Source organism: Bacillus cereus group sp. Bc031 (assembly GCF_027716265.1).
GTDB lineage: Bacteria > Bacillota > Bacilli > Bacillales > Bacillaceae_G > Bacillus_A > Bacillus_A paranthracis.
This window is the reverse complement of the sequence record NZ_JAQFUL010000097.1, coordinates 1-17,029: the sequence shown is the minus strand read 5'-3', so window position 1 is coordinate 17,029 and position 17,029 is coordinate 1. Positions and strand designations below refer to the sequence as shown.

Here is a 17,029-nt window from a genome sequence, read left to right as displayed (position 1 = left end):
ATAGCCAAAGCTAAGGAAGAGGCGAAAGCACAAGAGATAGCCAAAGCTAAGGAAGAAGCAAAAGCACAAGAGATAGCAAAGGCTAAGGAAGAAGCAAAAGCGCAAGAAATAGCCAAAGCTAAGGAAGAGGCGAAAGCACAAGAGATAGCCAAAGCTAAGGAAGAAGCAAAAGCACAAGAGATAGCCAAAGCTAAGGAAGAGGCGAAAGCACGAGAAATAGCAAAGGCTAAGGAAGAAGCGAAAGCACGAGAAATAGCCAAAGCCAAGGAAGAGGCAAAAGCACGAGAAGCACTAAAGGCAAAAGAAGAGTCTAAAAATAACGCGCAGTCTGCTAAACGTGAATTAACGGTGGTGGCGACAGCATATACTGCTGATCCGAGTGAGAATGGTACATATGGTGGACGCGTTTTAACTGCGATGGGGCATGATTTAACGGCTAATCCAAATATGAGAATTATCGCAGTAGATCCGAAAGTAATTCCATTAGGATCTAAAGTATGGGTAGAAGGTTATGGAGAAGCAATCGCTGGAGATACCGGAAGTGCAATTAAAGGTAATCGCATTGATGTATTAATGGGTTCAAAAAGTAAAGCGATGAATTGGGGAAGACAAACAGTTAAAGTGAAGATTTTATAATAAATCTAGAATATAACATAATGAAAATAAGACTGACATATTCTGTCAGTCTTATTTTCGTACCATCACATCATTAAGAATTGCATCAAATATATCTTTTTGTGTGAAGTTATCTGTAAAAATAGTTTCTCTAGTAACTTCAATTGTATCGTGCGGATTATACCATTTTTGTAGGGAGTCCTCACCAAATTCATGCCGCTTTTCCCTTGTGTTATGTCGTCGAATCGTTTCTTTTAACGATAAATCAAAGTAATATGTATACGCGTTTCCTTCAAAAAAATGTATTAATTCTTTCAGCATATCACCGTATCTACGACTGTTTAAAATACCTTCTAAAATAACAAACTCACATTTCCCTTTTCCGTACTTTGTAATTTCAAATAGTAAATTGTGTGATAAATTACCGATCGTGTCGTGTACTCTAAGCATATCTCTACGTACAACATCCTGTGATACTAAAAGTGTGCCTTGTCCGAAATGTTCTTGTAGTTGCTTTGCGATTGTTGTTTTACCACTTGCGGAGTTTCCTCTAAGGATGATTAATGTTGATTTTATAGGATTAGACATAATGTATTCCCCCAACGTGAATGATTATATAGAAAATTTTAACAAATGAAACGTAGAAAGTGTATAATTAATATGATGTAAATAAAAAAGGTGGGGCGAAATGGAAGCGAATTTAAATAAGGCGCAACCAATTTGGAAACGAACATGGTTTCGCTATCTTGGGGTATTTATAATTTTACAATTGTTGTTTATTATTTGTGAAGTAACTGCATGGGCACCAAACTTTAGACCTGGCGGAGAATTTTTTAATAGAGTATTAAATTCTCAATTTTTCACAGAATGGTTCACTCCATATGAAATTCCTCATTTTAATGTGTTTACAGCATTTTTTGCGATTACATTGTTACCATACGCACTAATAGGTGCAATGAAAGATTTCACTACAAGAAAAATATAAAGAATTAAAAAGAGGTACTATATGCTATTTCAAAAAGATAATGTATCGGTTAGGTACGTAGTAGAAGAGGATGCACCAATCATTTCAAAATGGTTAACAGACCAAGAAGTACTTCAATATTACGAAGGACGAGATAACCCGCAATCAGTAGAAATGGTACTGGATCATTTTATACATAATCCAAATAGTCATGAAAAAAGATGCTTAATAGAGTTTGATGGTGTGCCGATCGGTTATATTCAAATGTATCCAGTTGATTCGGAGTGGAAAACTTTATATGGCTATGAAGCATCACAAAATGTATGGGGGATGGATCAATTTATTGGAGAACCAACTTATTGGGGAAAAGGAATTGGAACAAAATTTGTTAAGGCCGCAATTACATACATTTTGAGCGAAATAGGAGCAGAAGCAATCGCAATGGACCCGAAAGTAAATAATGAACGTGCAATAAAGTGTTATGAAAAATGTGGATTTAAAAAGGTGAAGATTTTAAAGGAACATGAACTGCATGAAGGGGTATTAGAAGATTGTTGGATGATGGAATATAAATAAAAGGGAGCTGCGCGATATGAAAAAAGCATTAATAGTAATCGATGTACAAGCAGGTATGTATACAGCAGGAATGCCAGTACATAATGGGGAAAAGTTTTTAGAGACATTACAAGAGCTTATTGGGGAATGCCGTTTAAATGATATACCGGTTATTTATGTGCAACATAATGGACCGAAAGACCATCCGTTAGAAAAAGGTACAGACGGGTGGAAAATCCATGCGGCAATTGCTCCACTAGAAGGGGAGTGTGTGGTTGAAAAAACGACTCCAGATTCATTCCACAAGACGAACCTAAAAGAAGTATTGCAAGACAAGGGAATCGATCATGTTATCATTTCAGGAATGCAAACGGAGTACTGTGTGGATACGACAACGCGAAGAGCGTTTAGTGAAGGGTATAAAGTAACGTTAGTGAGCGATGCACATAGTACGTTTGATACAGAGGTGTTACGTGCTGAAGACATTGTGAAGCATCATAACGTAGTGTTTGGAGCGTTTGCTAATGTTGTTACGTTAAAAGATTTGAAAGAAACTGTCTCTAAATAAGAGGCAGTTTTTTATTAGAGGAAATCATGTCAAATAATGTCGGTAAGTCGATATCCTTTGTCGAAACGTCGATATATTGCAATAATCGTTGATATATTTGAAAAATCGTTCATATAATTTCACGTACCATAATGAAAACACAAAAAAAGAGCACCACAAAATTAAAAAGGGCGCTCCTACATCAAAATATTACTTCTTTTTATCTTTATCCAATATATTTTGCTCTTCAGCAAACTCCGTACCATATGCGAAGCGACGATTAATACGAATATTATCGTTGTGGTGCTTTGTGTGAGAGTTAGAGAAGCGATGAACGATTACTTCTGATAATGTGAAGACAATTGCGGAAAGGATGCTTCCCCATGCAATTTGCATGTAGTTGTCTAATAAAATATTACCGAAAATCCATACGCTTAAATACGTTAGTAAGAAATCCGACATAATGGCACCGGTATTACCGATTCGATTTAATATGATTTTATCAACGAACATATAAGATACGATTGTAACAAAGAGACTGAACGAAATAATTTGGACGAACGTTGCTGGGAAAAATAAAGCGAGTCCGATACTAAATGCGATAATGCACGATATAAACTTGATAAGCACTACTGTGAAATCATTCAAAATTTACACCTCCGTTTTATCCATAGTTTTGCAATAAATATAGGAGTTCATACATTGTAACGAATATATTTACATAAAACTTTTTCATGTCAATTATTTGTCTAAATATTAAAAAAACAAAAGGAAAATGTTATAGTAAAATGAGAGTATATGACATTTTTAGGTAAGGGGGAATCCTCGGTGTGGATTACTTCAGAAGTAGAAATTCCAGACGAGTTAATTGATCATCTTGAAAAAGGAAAGTTAGTGCTATTTGTTGGAGCGGGAGTTTCTATGAAAGGGAAATCAAACTTACCGAATTTTGATGATTTAGTTGATGAAATTGCAAAAACGTTATATGTCGAAAAACGTGAAATTACAGAACCGCATGATTATTATCTTGGTAAAATTGCGAAAACAAAAGATGTACACCAAGTTGCAAGAGATTTAGTTCATATTGAAAAGTCAAAGCCGAATCCGCTTCATTATGCGATTCCGAGGTTGTTTCCTTTAGATACAGAAGTTCGCATTGTAACAACAAATTTTGATCGACATTTTACAACTGCGATAAAAGAAATGAATAGAGAATTAAACGTATATTACGCACCTGCGTTACCTACAGGTAGAGCGTTTAAAGGACTTGCTTACATACATGGCAATATAGAACAAGAAAAAGAAGCGTTAATTTTAACAGATGGTGATTTTGGAAGGGCTTACTTGACAGAAGGATGGGCAAGAAGGTTTTTAGTTGATTTATTCTCGAATTATACCGTTTTATTCGTTGGATATAGCCATAATGACCCAGTAATGAAATATTTAGCAACTGGTTTACCACCAAGTACAAGACGTTATGCATTTGTCGCACAAGGGGAAAATACGTACCACTGGGAGCATTTAGGAATACGGCCGATTGTATATCCGAATAAAGGTAATAATCATCAATCTCTCGTTAAAGCAGTAAAACGATGGGCGGAGTTAATGGGGGATAATTATATTACAAAACGAATGCGAATTCGTGACATAGTAACAGTACCGCCGTCAGTAGAGCAGGAACAATTATCATACATAAAACAATCTATAAAAAAAATTGAAACAGTCCGCTACTTCGTTGAATTTGCTCACGATTATGAATGGGTGGAATGGCTTGAAGCGGAAGGGAAATTACAAAATTTATTTTTAATTACATCAAACTATAATGAGGTAGATGAATTACTTGCAAAATGGTTAGTGGAACAATTTCTTTTTAGTCATCAAAAAGAATTATTTCAATTAATTTTTAAAAATCATTCTAAACTATCTCCGTTATTATGGAGAACAATTTGTAGCTACTTAAACGAAACGAAAATGAAAATGGACCCGTTGTTGTTTGCAAGGTGGACACTGCTTTTATTAGAAACAGCTGAAAAAGATAGTAAATCGATCGAAACAATTTCTTACTTACTGTAAAAATGTTCTTTTCCTGAGCATAAAGAAATCGCTTTATTGTTACTAACGTTTATTTTGGACGGCAAACTTAAGTTGAAGCGTGAAAGAAAGTGGGGAAATGATACCGGGGAATCAATAGAACTTGAGGAATCGAGTCGTTTACCCGTGTCTACATTTTCTTTTGTGGAGCAAATTTGGAATAAAAAGATGAAACCGCATATTTCCTATTATGCCGTTCCAATTATGATGATGGGAATAGAGAAGATGCGGATGTTATCACTAAGGCAAGCGGCACTGAAAAAAAGGGATAAGGAAAATGTGGAAAAAGAGTTTCAGCAAAATGATCTAGCGTTTTTAATTCAAATTGTAAAAGAATGTTTAACCTATCTATGTGAAAACGATGAGAAAAAAGCAAATTATTATATTACAGAAATGATAGAAGCAAACAGCGTACTTCAAAATCGAATTGCAATTGATGCGATGAATAAAAATGTATTTGTTAGCGCCGATGAGAAAATGAAATGGTTGTTACAGGAAGGAATTCTTTTAGACGTCACGTATAAACACGAAGTTTTTCAACTTATAAAAAATCATTACGCACTCTCTTTAGAAAAAACAAAGGAAGAAGTCATTCAAATTGTATTAAAGGACCTTGCGGAGGAAAGAGCATTTGATGTTTGTTTCGTGTTGGATTTATTATTCACTTGTGATTCGAATAGTCCATCTACGGCAAAAGGTTACGAGTTAATGAAGCAAAAACATCCTCATTTTCATTCTGAGCGATACAGTGTACAAAAGAAAGAGGCGGCAGAACAAAGTATTACTTGTAATGTGACAGCTGATGGATTATTGGAACTAAAAGACGATGAAATTATGAAGCAAGTTCAGCAATTTTCTCAAGATGGTGTTTTTGAACAACGTCATTTTTTAGAGATGTTATCGAAAGCATGTAAATTGAATACAGAATGGAGTATTTCATTTGCATATCAATTAGTTGGAATGCACGAAATAAGTAATGAAGTATGGTTTGTTTGTATTAGGGAGTGGCGAAATAACCGAGGACTGACAAATGAACAAATACAAAAAGTTATTCCTCTATTACAGAAATTCGTTAGAAATACAGCTTTTCATTGGTTAATTAGTAGCTTTCTATATGAAATTAGTAATCGATTAGAAGAGTTAGAGGAAAATAGTATACGCAATGTAAAGCGGTTTGCTTTTTCGGTATTCCCTCAAGTCATGAAAAGTGACACGGATTTTAAGCTGGCAAAACAAGATTTTTACAATGAATCGATTCAGCATCCTGTTGGGAAAATGACAGCAGTATTATTAAAACTGTTATCATATGATCATTTATACGATCGTAATGTGTATGAATATTTATTTTTGTTTGAAGAACAAGTAAGAATTAGTACAGAACGAACAAATTTTATGATAGCTCGTTTAGTAGCAGATATTACATTTCTTTATCATATTGAGAAGCAATGGTGCCGAAAATATTTGTTACCGTACTTAGAGTTAAAGAAGGAAAATGAGATTACGAAATATGCATGGGCTGGCCTATGTTACACACAAATTAATTTACCTTTATTTACAGAAATGAAGCGAATTATTAAGTATGCGGTAGAACATTTGAAAGTATTACATCCGCATACGAGGGAAGCTTTCTTAAAATGGCTCAGTTTTGTATTTATTAAATGTGTACTGTATTGGGAACAAAAAACAGACTGGTTATACCCTTTACTTATACGAGAAAATGAAGAAAATAAAATTAAATTTATGCAGTTCTTATGCTATTATGTCAAAACGTTAAGTGCAAAAGAACAACAAAAATTTTGGGCAGCTTGGCTCAGTATATTTTTGCGAGAGCGACCGAAAATGGGGGGAATCACAGCTAGAGAATATGTAATGCTTTTACGTATTATTTTATTTATGGATGAAATAGTAGAAAGAGGATTATCTATCATTTGTAAAACATTTTTGGACGTGGGTGGAAAAGGGAATCAAACGGAGTTAAAACAGTTATTTCATGAAATACTTGAGAAGACAGAGAGTATAAAAATGTATAAAGAGTTGTATGCAAACGTATTTTTCACTTTACTGCAAACGCTTCAGGAAGCTAATTTACTTGAAACGGAAATCATTCAAATAAAAGAATTATTAATTGGATATAGAGTAGAAAAATGTGTAATAAATGCAATAGATAATGAGATAATTCGCATCGGAATTGTTCTGGAGAATTTACAAGAAGAAATGTAGGGCAAAAATGTAATTTAAAAAAATATATAAAAAGTTGTTGACAGTGTTTTGAAAAGCGTTCTATAATACGAATCATACTTATTCAATTTCAAAAAACATTTGAATAAACAAAGTGCAATGAAGAGATCACAGTAGTGGTTAGTCTTACTGTAACAGAGAGCTGGTGGTTGGTGTGAACCAGTACAGAGATAATCATGAATTACAGTCTTGGAGCATCTTTTTCGTAGTAAAGATAGTATTGTCTTTATGAAGAAAAAGCGGTCAATTGATCGTTAACAGTGAAGAGAGGTAGACGGAAAGTTAGTCTACAACTAGGGTGGTACCGCGATAAATATCGTCCCTACTGATTTATTCAGTAGGGACTTTTTGTATTTTAGTGGCCCAACTTGAAAATCAAATATGTATGCGTTGAAAGGAAAAGCAGTAGTTGTTGTTTCCCTGTAACAGAGAGCTGGTGGTCGGTGTGAACCAGTACAAAAACAAGAGCGAATTACAGTCCTAGAGCATCTTTTTCGTAGTAAAGATAGTATATATCTTTATGAAGGGAAAGACGGTCAGATGATCGTTAACAATGAAGAGAGGTAGACGAAAGAAGTCTACAACTAGGGTGGTACCGCGATAAATATCGTCCCTACTGATTGCATCAGTAGGGATTTTTTGTACAAAAAAAGTGGGTTTTTAACTAGTAGAGAGTGTCTTTGTACGAATGATTAGTTTAAAATAAGAAGAGGTATCGATTCCACTTTAAATTTGTATAATTGACCAGTTCAGAAAATAGAGAATTTTTCATTCTCTTACTATACTTTTAAAACATTAGAGGAGGATTTCCAAATGGCAAATCATGAATTAGATCAATTACGTAAACAGGTAGATGAAATTAACTTACAACTATTACACCTTTTAAACAAACGTGGTGAAATCGTTCAAAAAATTGGGGAGCAAAAGCAAGTACAAGGTACGAAACGTTTTGATCCAGTACGTGAGCGTGAAGTACTTGATATGATCGCTGAGAATAACGAAGGACCATTCGAAACGTCAACGGTTCAACATATTTTCAAAACAATCTTCAAAGCTAGCTTAGAATTACAAGAAGATGATAACCGTAAAGCATTACTAGTATCACGTAAAAAGAAACAAGAAAACACAATCGTTGATGTAAAAGGTGAATTGATTGGTAACGGCACACAAACGTTCATCATGGGACCTTGTGCGGTAGAGAGCTTAGAACAAGTTCGCCAAGTAGGGCAAGCGATGAAAGACCAAGGCTTAAAATTAATGCGCGGTGGTGCTTTCAAACCGAGAACATCGCCATACGATTTCCAAGGTTTAGGAGTAGAAGGATTACAAATTTTACGCCAAGTAGCAGATGAATTCGACTTAGCAATCATTAGTGAAATTTTAAATCCAAATGATGTTGAAATGGCATTAGACTACGTTGATGTAATTCAAGTTGGTGCACGTAACATGCAAAACTTCGATTTACTACGAGCTGTAGGTAAAGTTAACAAGCCAGTATTATTAAAACGTGGATTAGCAGCAACAATTGATGAGTTCATTAATGCAGCAGAATACATCATTGCACAAGGTAACGACCAAATTATTCTATGTGAGCGTGGTATCCGCACATACGAAAGAGCAACACGTAACACATTAGACATTTCAGCAGTACCGATTTTAAAGAAAGAAACACATTTACCAGTTGTTGTTGACGTAACGCATTCAACTGGACGTAGAGATTTATTATTACCAACAGCGAAAGCGGCTCTTGCAATTGGCGCAGATGCAGTAATGGCTGAAGTACATCCAGATCCAGCAGTTGCATTATCAGATTCTGCACAACAAATGGATATTCCAGAATTCCATAAATTCATGGAAGAGTTAAAAGGATTCAAAAATAAATTATCTTAATTTCATATCATATATGCGCTGAAGAGGAAACAGTAGTGGTTATCTCACTGTTAAAGAGAGCTGATGGTCGGTGTGAATCAGTACAAAGGTAAGCATGAATTACAGCCTTGGAGCATCTTTTTCGTCAAGTTTTGATGGGAAAGACGGTCTAATGATCGTTAAAGAAGAAGAGAGGTAGACGAAAGAAGTCTACAACTAGGGTGGTACCGCGATGAACATCGTCCCTACTGAGCGCTCAGTAGGGACTTTTTTGTACAAAAAAATAGTAAAGGGGCAAGAGAAATGAGATACATTACAGCTGGAGAATCACATGGACCGCAGTTAACAGTTATTTTAGAAGGTGTACCAGCAGGTTTAACGCTGGCGGCGGAACATATTAATAAAGAATTATTAAGAAGACAAAAAGGGCACGGACGCGGAAGACGTATGCAAATTGAAACAGATACAGTTGAAATTGTAAGTGGTGTTCGTCATGGGATGACACTTGGCTCACCAATTACGTTAATCGTAAAAAATGATGATTTCAAACATTGGACGAAAGTAATGGGTGCAGATCCAATTTCGGAAAAAGAAAGTAAAGAAATGAAACGTACAATTACGAAACCACGTCCAGGACATGCGGATTTAAACGGGGCAATTAAATACGGTCACCGTGATATAAGAAACGTACTAGAGCGCTCATCTGCAAGAGAAACGACAGTTCGTGTAGCTGCTGGTGCAGTTGCGAAACAAATTTTAAAAGAATTAGGCGTAGAAATAGCAGGGCATGTACTTGGAATTGGTGGAGTAAAAGCAAAACATATTTCAAACTTGTCAATTGAAGAAATTCAAACAATTACTGAAAATTCACCAGTTCGATGTTTAGATAAAACAGTAGAACAAGAGATGATGGATGCGATTGATAACGCAAAAAGTAGCGGAGATTCAATCGGTGGTATAGTTGAAGTTATTGCAGAAGGTATGCCAATTGGCGTCGGTAGTTACGTTCATTACGATCGTAAATTAGATGCAAAACTTGCCGGTGCGATTATGAGTATTAATGCATTTAAAGGTGCTGAAATTGGCGTTGGTTTTGAAGCGGCAAGACAGCCAGGAAGTAAAGTGCATGATGAAATTTTATGGGATGAAGAACAAGGATACACGAGAAAAACGAATAATGCCGGCGGTTTAGAAGGCGGTATGACAACGGGAATGCCAATTGTCGTAAGAGGTGTAATGAAACCAATACCTACATTATACAAACCGTTAGCAAGCGTTGACATTGATACGAAAGAAGCATTCCAAGCGAGTATTGAAAGATCTGATAGCTGTGCAGTACCAGCAGCAGGTGTAGTAGCTGAATCTGTTGTAGCATGGGAACTTGCACATGCACTAGTCGAACAATTCGGAAAAGATCGTATGGAATTAATTCAACAAAACATTACGCAACATAATAAATACGCAAAAGAATTTTAATAAAAAGGTGGTTTTAACATGCAAGTAAAAGAGCAACTATCATCATTACAACCATATAAACCAGGTAAATCACCTGAACAAATGAAAGAAGTGTACGGAGATCATTCGTTTGTTAAATTAGCATCGAATGAAAATCCATTCGGCTGTTCACCACGAGTTTTAGATGAGTTGCAAAAATCGTGGTTGGATCATGCTTTATATCCTGACGGAGGTGCTACAACGCTCCGTCAAACAATTGCAAATAAGTTACATGTGCAAATGGAACAAGTACTTTGCGGTAGTGGTTTAGATGAAGTCATTCAAATAATAAGCCGTGCAGTACTAAAAGTAGGTGATAACATCGTAACGGCTGGAGCAACATTCCCGCAGTACCGTCATCATGCAATTATAGAAGGTTGCGAAGTGAAGGAAGTTGCGTTAAATAACGGTGTATACGACTTAGACGAAATTTCTTCAGTAGTAGATAACAATACAAAAATCGTATGGATTTGTAATCCAAATAACCCGACAGGCACATATGTGAATGACCGAAAATTGACTCAATTTATTGAAGGCATTAGTGAAAATACGTTAATTGTCATTGATGAAGCGTACTATGAATACGTAACAGCAAAAGATTTTCCAGAGACATTACCGCTTTTAGAAAAACATAAAAATATTCTTGTACTTAGAACGTTTTCTAAAGCGTACGGATTAGCTTCTTTCCGCGTTGGATATGCGGTTGGACATGAAGAGTTAATCAAAAAATTAAATGTCGTACGTTTGCCATTTAACGTATCTTCATTAGCACAAAAAGCAGCGACGATTGCTTTTGGTGATGAGGAGTTTATTGAGGAAATAGTTCGTGTAAATACAGAGGGATTACAACAATACGAGAGCTTTTGTAAGGAACATGATATTCCATTTTATCCATCGCAAACAAATTTCATCTTTTTGCCAGTTGAGAATGCTGGAGAGATTTATGAAGCTTGTGCACACGCAGGATTTATTATTCGTCCGTTCCCAAATGGCGTCCGTATTACAGTCGGAACAAGGGAGCAAAATGAAGGAGTGATTTCAGTGTTACAACAACACTTTGAAAATAAAAAAAGAAAGTCTCGAGATGAGGCAAATGCATAAGAAGGTAGTATTAATTGGAACTGGTTTAATCGGAGGCTCTCTCGCATTAGCAATTAAGAAAGAGCACGATGTAACGATAACAGGTTATGATATATTTCAAGAACAAGTAGAGCGTGCAAAAGAATTACACGTAGTAGATGAAATAGCAGTAAATTTACAACATGCATGTGAAGAGGCACATTTAATTGTTTTTGCTTCACCAGTTGAAGAAACGAAGAAGTTATTACACAAATTAGCGTCATTTCGTTTACGAAAAGATGTTATTGTAACCGATGTTGGTAGCACAAAAGGAACAATTATGAATGAAGCGGAAGCTTTATTTTCAAAGGAAATTTCTTTCATTGGTGGACATCCGATGGCAGGTTCTCATAAAACGGGAGTTGAAAGTGCAAAAGCGCATTTATTTGAAAATGCATTTTATATTTTAACGCCAATGAATCATATGCCAAATGAACCTGTGGAAGAGTTAAAAGATTGGTTAAAAGGAACAGGGTCACATTTCCTTGTTTTAAATACAGAAGAACATGATTATGTAACAGGGATCGTTAGTCATTTCCCGCATCTTATTGCCGCTGGATTAGTAAAGCAAGTGGAGAAACATGCAGGAGATAATCCACTTATCCATCAGCTAGCTGCTGGAGGTTTCAAAGACATTACACGTATCGCATCTAGTAGTCCGAAAATGTGGAGTGATATTGTTAAGCAAAATCGAGAGCATTTAATGGTATTATTAAAAGAGTGGATCTCTGAAATGGAAGATTTATATGATACAGTTTCTAGCGGAGATGCAGGCGAGATTCAAAACTATTTTGCGGATGCGAAAGAATACCGTGACTCTTTACCGGTAAGAAAGAGAGGGGCGATTCCTGCCTATCACGACTTATACGTCGATGTTTTAGATAAAGTAGGGGCATTGGCTCACATTACGAGTATTTTAGCGCGCGAAGAAATTAGTATTACGAACTTGCAAATATTAGAAGCACGTGAAGGATTGCTTGGGGTATTACGTATTAGCTTCCAACGAGAAGAAGATCGTATGAAAGCAAAGCTAGCGCTTGGAGAAGAAAAATACCAAACGTATGAAACAATTTAAATGAGAAGGTGAAAACGTGAAGGAAAGAACAATACAACCTGTTAATAACGGATTAAATGGCAATATTACAATTCCAGGAGATAAATCGATTTCTCACCGCGCTGTCATGTTCGGTGCGATTGCAGAAGGAAAAACAACAATTAAAGGTTTCTTGCCTGGTGCAGACTGTTTAAGTACGATTTCTTGTTTTAAAGAAATGGGAGTAGACATCGTACAAAACGGTGATGAAGTCACTGTAGTTGGTAAAGGATTAGAAGGTTTACAAGAACCGAAAGCTGTATTAGATGTTGGTAATTCTGGTACAACTATACGTTTAATGTCAGGAATTTTGGCAAATACACCATTTTTCTCTTGCGTACAAGGTGATGCGTCTATTGCAAAAAGACCGATGAAACGTGTAACAAATCCATTAAAACAAATGGGTGCAAACATTGATGGCCGCGAAGAAGGAACGTTTACACCGCTAACAATACGTGGTGGGGATTTAAAAGCAATTGAATACACTTCCCCGGTAGCAAGCGCACAAGTGAAATCAGCTATTTTACTTGCAGGACTTCGTGCAGAAGGTGTAACAGCTGTTACAGAACCACATATTTCTCGCGATCATACGGAAAGAATGCTTGAAGCATTTGGCGTCAAAGTAACTCGCGAAGGAAAGACAGTGAAACTAGCAGGTGGACAAAAGTTAACAGCGACGGATGTTCAAGTACCAGGTGACGTATCATCAGCTGCCTTTTTCTTAGTAGCAGGTGCAATTATTCCAAATAGTAAACTAGTATTACAAAATGTAGGTATGAATCCAACACGTACAGGTATTATTGATGTTTTAGAGAAAATGGGTGCTACGTTCACTGTAGAGCCAATTAACGAAGGAGCATCAGAACCAGCTGCAAACATTACAATTGAAACATCTTCATTAAAAGGAATCGAAATCGGCGGAGATATTATCCCTAGATTAATTGATGAAATTCCTGTAATCGCATTAGCGGCAACGCAAGCAGAAGGAATTACAGTAATTAAAGATGCACACGAATTAAAAGTAAAAGAAACAAACCGTATTGATACAGTCGTAGCGGAATTAACGAAACTAGGTGCTCGCATAGAAGCAACTGAAGACGGGATGATTATTTACGGGAAATCAGTTTTAAAAGGAAATACAGTTAATAGTTATGGTGATCACCGCATCGGAATGATGCTTGCGATTGCCGGCTGTCTAGCAGAAGGAAAAACAACAATTGAAGACGCAGAAGCAGTAGGCGTATCATACCCTACATTCTTCGAAGAACTTCAAAGGTTAACTAAATAAATGGATGAGAAGCAGATACAGGATGTATCTGCTTTTTTATATTGAATTTGTGTCGTTAAGTCTATATAATTTCATTCACCGCACTGTAATATTTTAAATTATGGTACAATTCAAATAAAGAAGGGGGAAAATTTATGAACGTTATACGATTAAAAGAAGATAAATTTAGAGAAGCATTACGCTTATCAGAATACGCTTTTCAATATAAAGTTGAAGAAGAACGAATGCAGCAGCAACTTACAAGAATGAAGGAAAATCATGAAGTATACGGTATTATGGAAGGTAATGACTTAGCTGCAAAACTACACCTTATTCCGTTTCATATATACATAGGAAAAGAAAAATTTAAAATGGGTGGCGTTGCAGGGGTAGCGACGTATCCAGAATACAGAAGAAGCGGATATGTGAAAGAATTGCTTCAACATTCTCTTCAAACGATGAAAAAAGACGGATATACAGTATCAATGTTACATCCATTTGCTGTTACATTTTACCGTAAATACGGCTGGGAACTTTGTGCGAATCTTCTCGTATGTCATTTGACAAAGAGTGATTTAGTTATGAAAAAACAAGTGAATGGTACTGTGAAACGTTTCAATAAAGAAAATCACCCAGAAGAAGTCGAGAAGCTTTATGAAACATTTGCAGAACGTTTTTCTGGTATGCTTGTTCGCAATGAAAAATGGTGGTTACAAGCTGTTTATGAGGATTTAACATTAGCAATTTATTACGATGAAAATAAAACTGCAGCCGGCTATATGTTATATAAAATAGAAAACTATAAAATGACAGTAGATGAATTTGTTCCACTGCATAATGAAGCACGAAATGGTCTATGGAATTTTATTTGCCAGCATGATTCTATGATTAAAGAGCTTGAAATGACAGTAAGTGAAAACGAACAGTTGTTATATACATTGCAAGAACCACGTGTGAAAACAGAAATAAAACCATATTTTATGGGAAGAATTGTAGATGTAGAGCAGTTCTTAAAACAGTATGAGTTAAACTGGAACAATGTACAACAAGAAGTCATTCTACACATTACAGATTCATTTGCACCGTGGAATAATGTATCGGTGAGACTTGCAAATTATGAAATAACAATTATAGAAGAACCGATGGATAAAGGGATCAAGCTAGATATAAATGCACTATCTACAATATTGCTTGGATACAAACGCCCATTAGAACTAAATGAATTAGAATTAATTAGCGGAAGCGAAGAGGAAATACGGGCATTTGAGAATGTAGTACCAGTGCACAAGCCGTTTATTTATGATTTCTTTTAATCTGCATATTTGAAATCGGGCTATTCTAAAATTTCATTTGGAATAGCTTCTTCAAATGTTGTCAGTTTTTGTCGGTAAGTCGATATATTTTGAAGATCGCTGATATAATTAGGGATGCGCCGATATATCCTGAAAATCGCTGATATATTTTAATAATCGCTGATATAAATTTTTTCACAAAACAAGGGATTAAAAACGCAATGATACTTGTCATACACTTGACTTTTAACCGATGTAATTTATAATTAAAAACGGAATGAATTTTCATTCCTGAAATTGAGGTGAAAAAATGGCTAAAAATAAACAAGAAGACATTTTTGATGCGGCAATACAACTTTTTGCAGAACGAGGTTATGATGGTACAACAATTCCGATGATTGCTGAAAAAGCAAAAGTAGGTGCTGGTACCATTTATCGTTATTTTGAAAATAAAGAAGCACTTGTTAATTCTTTATTTACGAAAAGTGTTTTACAGCTATCAGAGTTAATAAAAACCGACTTTCCAGTCAATGCAAATATTCGTGAACAGTTTAGCCATACATACAACCGTTTATTTGAATTTGCAAGACAAAATGCAGATGCTTTTCTTTTTACGAATTCTCACTGTGATAGTTATTTTCTCGATGAACATAGTAATGAAATATTCGAGGATTTTATGGGTTTCTTTATGGACTTGATTGAGGATGGAATCGAAAAAGGTTTTCTCCGTCCATTACCACCAATTGCGTTAATTATCATTGTATATCAACCGATTGAAAAATTAATTAAAGTAATGGAAACAGGCCAATTAGAATATACAGAAGAATTGGTAAAAGAACTGGAAGAAAGCTGTTGGAATGCTATTAGAATCATTTGATTCTATAGCGTTATAAGGATAGGAATGAACATTCATTCCGAAATCCATAGTTTAATAGAGCTAAAAAGTAAATTAATAGAACGAGAGGAATGAACGTTCATTCCGAAAGGGTGTTTTCAAAATAATAGGAATGAATATTTATTCCGTAACTAACATGAAATTTTAATCGCGGGAGATGATGCAAATGAGCAAGCTGAGAAATTGGAGAAGTTTATCTTTTCTATTGTGGATAGTTATTACCATTACAATGATCGTTACGATGCCTAATATGGATAAATTAGTGAAAGAAAAAGGGCACATTACGATTCCTAATACAGAACAAAGTAGTATTGCTGACAAAATGATAAAAGAAATGAATAAAGACGGGACAGAAAAGTATGAGATTATAGCAGTTTTTAATAGTGGTAGTAAAACAGCTTTAACGACTGAACAAAAAGAGGAAATAACAAAAACAATCAATGCTTTGCAAAATGAAAAAGAACAATTAGGAATTAAAGAAGTTGTTTCACATTTAGATAATAAAGAATTAGAGAAACAATTAGTTTCTAAAGATAATACGACTATTTTAACGCAAATATCGATAGATAAAAAACATGGTGAAATATCGAAAGTTTCAAATAATCTTCATAATAAAGTGAAAACGAAAGGGGTAAAAACGTACTTAACAGGAAGTGACTTAGTAGCAGGTGATTTTCTTACATCTTCTCAAGAGGGAGTGAAAAAGACTGAAGTTATTTCTATCATTTTCATTCTTGTAGTATTAATCATTGTATTCCGTTCACCTGTTGTTCCGATTATTTCACTTCTTACAGTTGGTGTATCGTACTTAGTTGCAATGGGGGTTATTGCCCATCTTGTAGATCAATTTAATTTCCCGTTTTCAAACTTTACGCAAGTCTTTGTAGTTGTTGTCCTGTTTGGGGTTGGAACACACATCCATCAACTTAACGTATATTTTTATATAAAATGCGGTCTTTCCACGTAGTTTTTTATTATCTTTTATAGATG

13 protein-coding genes, 2 pseudogenes and 3 other annotated features are annotated in these 17,029 nt (G+C 35.4%); of the genes and pseudogenes, 13 read left to right on the top strand and 2 right to left on the bottom strand.

Annotated features, from left to right (window positions below; all coding sequences use genetic code 11):
- Window positions 1-636 (top strand): 3D domain-containing protein (locus PDQ33_RS24940; protein ID WP_270692999.1); only part of this gene is annotated, 636 nt, incomplete at its 5' end.
- Window positions 637-687: 51 nt separating this feature from the next.
- Here the strand turns inward: PDQ33_RS24940 and PDQ33_RS24935 are convergent.
- Window positions 688-1,203, bottom strand: coding sequence for a kinase (locus tag PDQ33_RS24935; RefSeq protein WP_061130971.1), 516 nt, complete (start codon window positions 1,201-1,203; stop codon window positions 688-690).
- A 100-nt stretch (window positions 1,204-1,303) separates the two neighbouring features.
- Here PDQ33_RS24935 and PDQ33_RS24930 point away from each other — a divergent pair, with 100 nt between their 5' ends.
- From PDQ33_RS24930 to PDQ33_RS24920, 3 genes are read left to right on the top strand one after another with little or no spacing between them, the layout of a single operon-like run.
- Complete coding sequence (locus tag PDQ33_RS24930; protein WP_061130972.1) at window positions 1,304-1,600, top strand: YfzA family protein; 297 nt, start codon at window positions 1,304-1,306, stop codon at window positions 1,598-1,600.
- 21 nt (window positions 1,601-1,621) lie between these two features.
- Entirely contained in the window at window positions 1,622-2,155 is a 534-nt protein-coding gene (locus PDQ33_RS24925; RefSeq protein WP_061130973.1) for a GNAT family N-acetyltransferase, read from the top strand.
- 16 nt (window positions 2,156-2,171) lie between these two features.
- Window positions 2,172-2,702 (top strand): cysteine hydrolase family protein, encoded by a 531-nt coding sequence (locus PDQ33_RS24920; RefSeq protein ID WP_061130974.1) that lies wholly within the window; start codon window positions 2,172-2,174, stop codon window positions 2,700-2,702.
- Window positions 2,703-2,891: 189 nt separating this feature from the next.
- Here PDQ33_RS24920 and PDQ33_RS24915 read toward each other — a convergent pair whose 3' ends face one another.
- Complete coding sequence (locus PDQ33_RS24915) at window positions 2,892-3,329, bottom strand: YndM family protein (RefSeq protein ID WP_000997701.1); 438 nt, start codon at window positions 3,327-3,329, stop codon at window positions 2,892-2,894.
- Between the two features lie 150 nt (window positions 3,330-3,479).
- Between PDQ33_RS24915 and PDQ33_RS24910 the strand changes: the two are divergent.
- From PDQ33_RS24910 to PDQ33_RS24870, 9 genes and pseudogenes are all read left to right on the top strand, one after another.
- Window positions 3,480-6,992 (top strand): annotated as a pseudogene (locus tag PDQ33_RS24910) (DUF4020 domain-containing protein).
- A 108-nt stretch (window positions 6,993-7,100) separates the two neighbouring features.
- Window positions 7,101-7,337 (top strand) — a binding site (T-box leader).
- Window positions 7,338-7,391: 54 nt separating this feature from the next.
- Window positions 7,392-7,628, top strand: a binding site (T-box leader).
- Between the two features lie 195 nt (window positions 7,629-7,823).
- Entirely contained in the window at window positions 7,824-8,900 is a 1,077-nt protein-coding gene (locus PDQ33_RS24905) for a bifunctional 3-deoxy-7-phosphoheptulonate synthase/chorismate mutase (protein ID WP_001273581.1), read from the top strand.
- Between the two features lie 9 nt (window positions 8,901-8,909).
- Window positions 8,910-9,129 (top strand) — a binding site (T-box leader).
- 53 nt (window positions 9,130-9,182) lie between these two features.
- Window positions 9,183-10,355 carry a chorismate synthase gene (gene aroC, locus PDQ33_RS24900; RefSeq protein WP_270756775.1) on the top strand — a complete coding sequence of 391 codons (1,173 nt, stop codon included), beginning with the start codon at window positions 9,183-9,185 and terminating at the stop codon, window positions 10,353-10,355.
- 18 nt (window positions 10,356-10,373) lie between these two features.
- Window positions 10,374-11,474: a histidinol-phosphate transaminase gene (hisC, locus tag PDQ33_RS24895; RefSeq protein ID WP_061130976.1), complete on the top strand. Its 1,101-nt coding sequence runs from the start codon at window positions 10,374-10,376 to the stop codon at window positions 11,472-11,474.
- Window positions 11,467-12,567, top strand: a complete 1,101-nt coding sequence (tyrA, locus tag PDQ33_RS24890) for a prephenate dehydrogenase (protein WP_061130977.1) — start codon at window positions 11,467-11,469, stop codon at window positions 12,565-12,567. Before hisC ends, tyrA begins: the two co-directional genes overlap by 8 nt.
- Before the next feature lie 16 nt (window positions 12,568-12,583).
- A complete protein-coding gene (gene aroA, locus PDQ33_RS24885; RefSeq protein WP_000664611.1) occupies window positions 12,584-13,873 on the top strand; it encodes a 3-phosphoshikimate 1-carboxyvinyltransferase in 1,290 nt (429 codons plus the stop codon).
- Between the two features lie 134 nt (window positions 13,874-14,007).
- Complete coding sequence (locus PDQ33_RS24880; protein WP_270756774.1) at window positions 14,008-15,165, top strand: GNAT family N-acetyltransferase; 1,158 nt, start codon at window positions 14,008-14,010, stop codon at window positions 15,163-15,165.
- A gap of 289 nt (window positions 15,166-15,454) precedes the next feature.
- Window positions 15,455-16,021: a TetR family transcriptional regulator gene (locus tag PDQ33_RS24875; RefSeq protein ID WP_001107293.1), complete on the top strand. Its 567-nt coding sequence runs from the start codon at window positions 15,455-15,457 to the stop codon at window positions 16,019-16,021.
- A 184-nt stretch (window positions 16,022-16,205) separates the two neighbouring features.
- Window positions 16,206-16,952: pseudogene (locus PDQ33_RS24870) on the top strand (MMPL family transporter); the annotation flags it as partial.
- Between the last annotated feature and the right edge of the window lie 77 nt (window positions 16,953-17,029).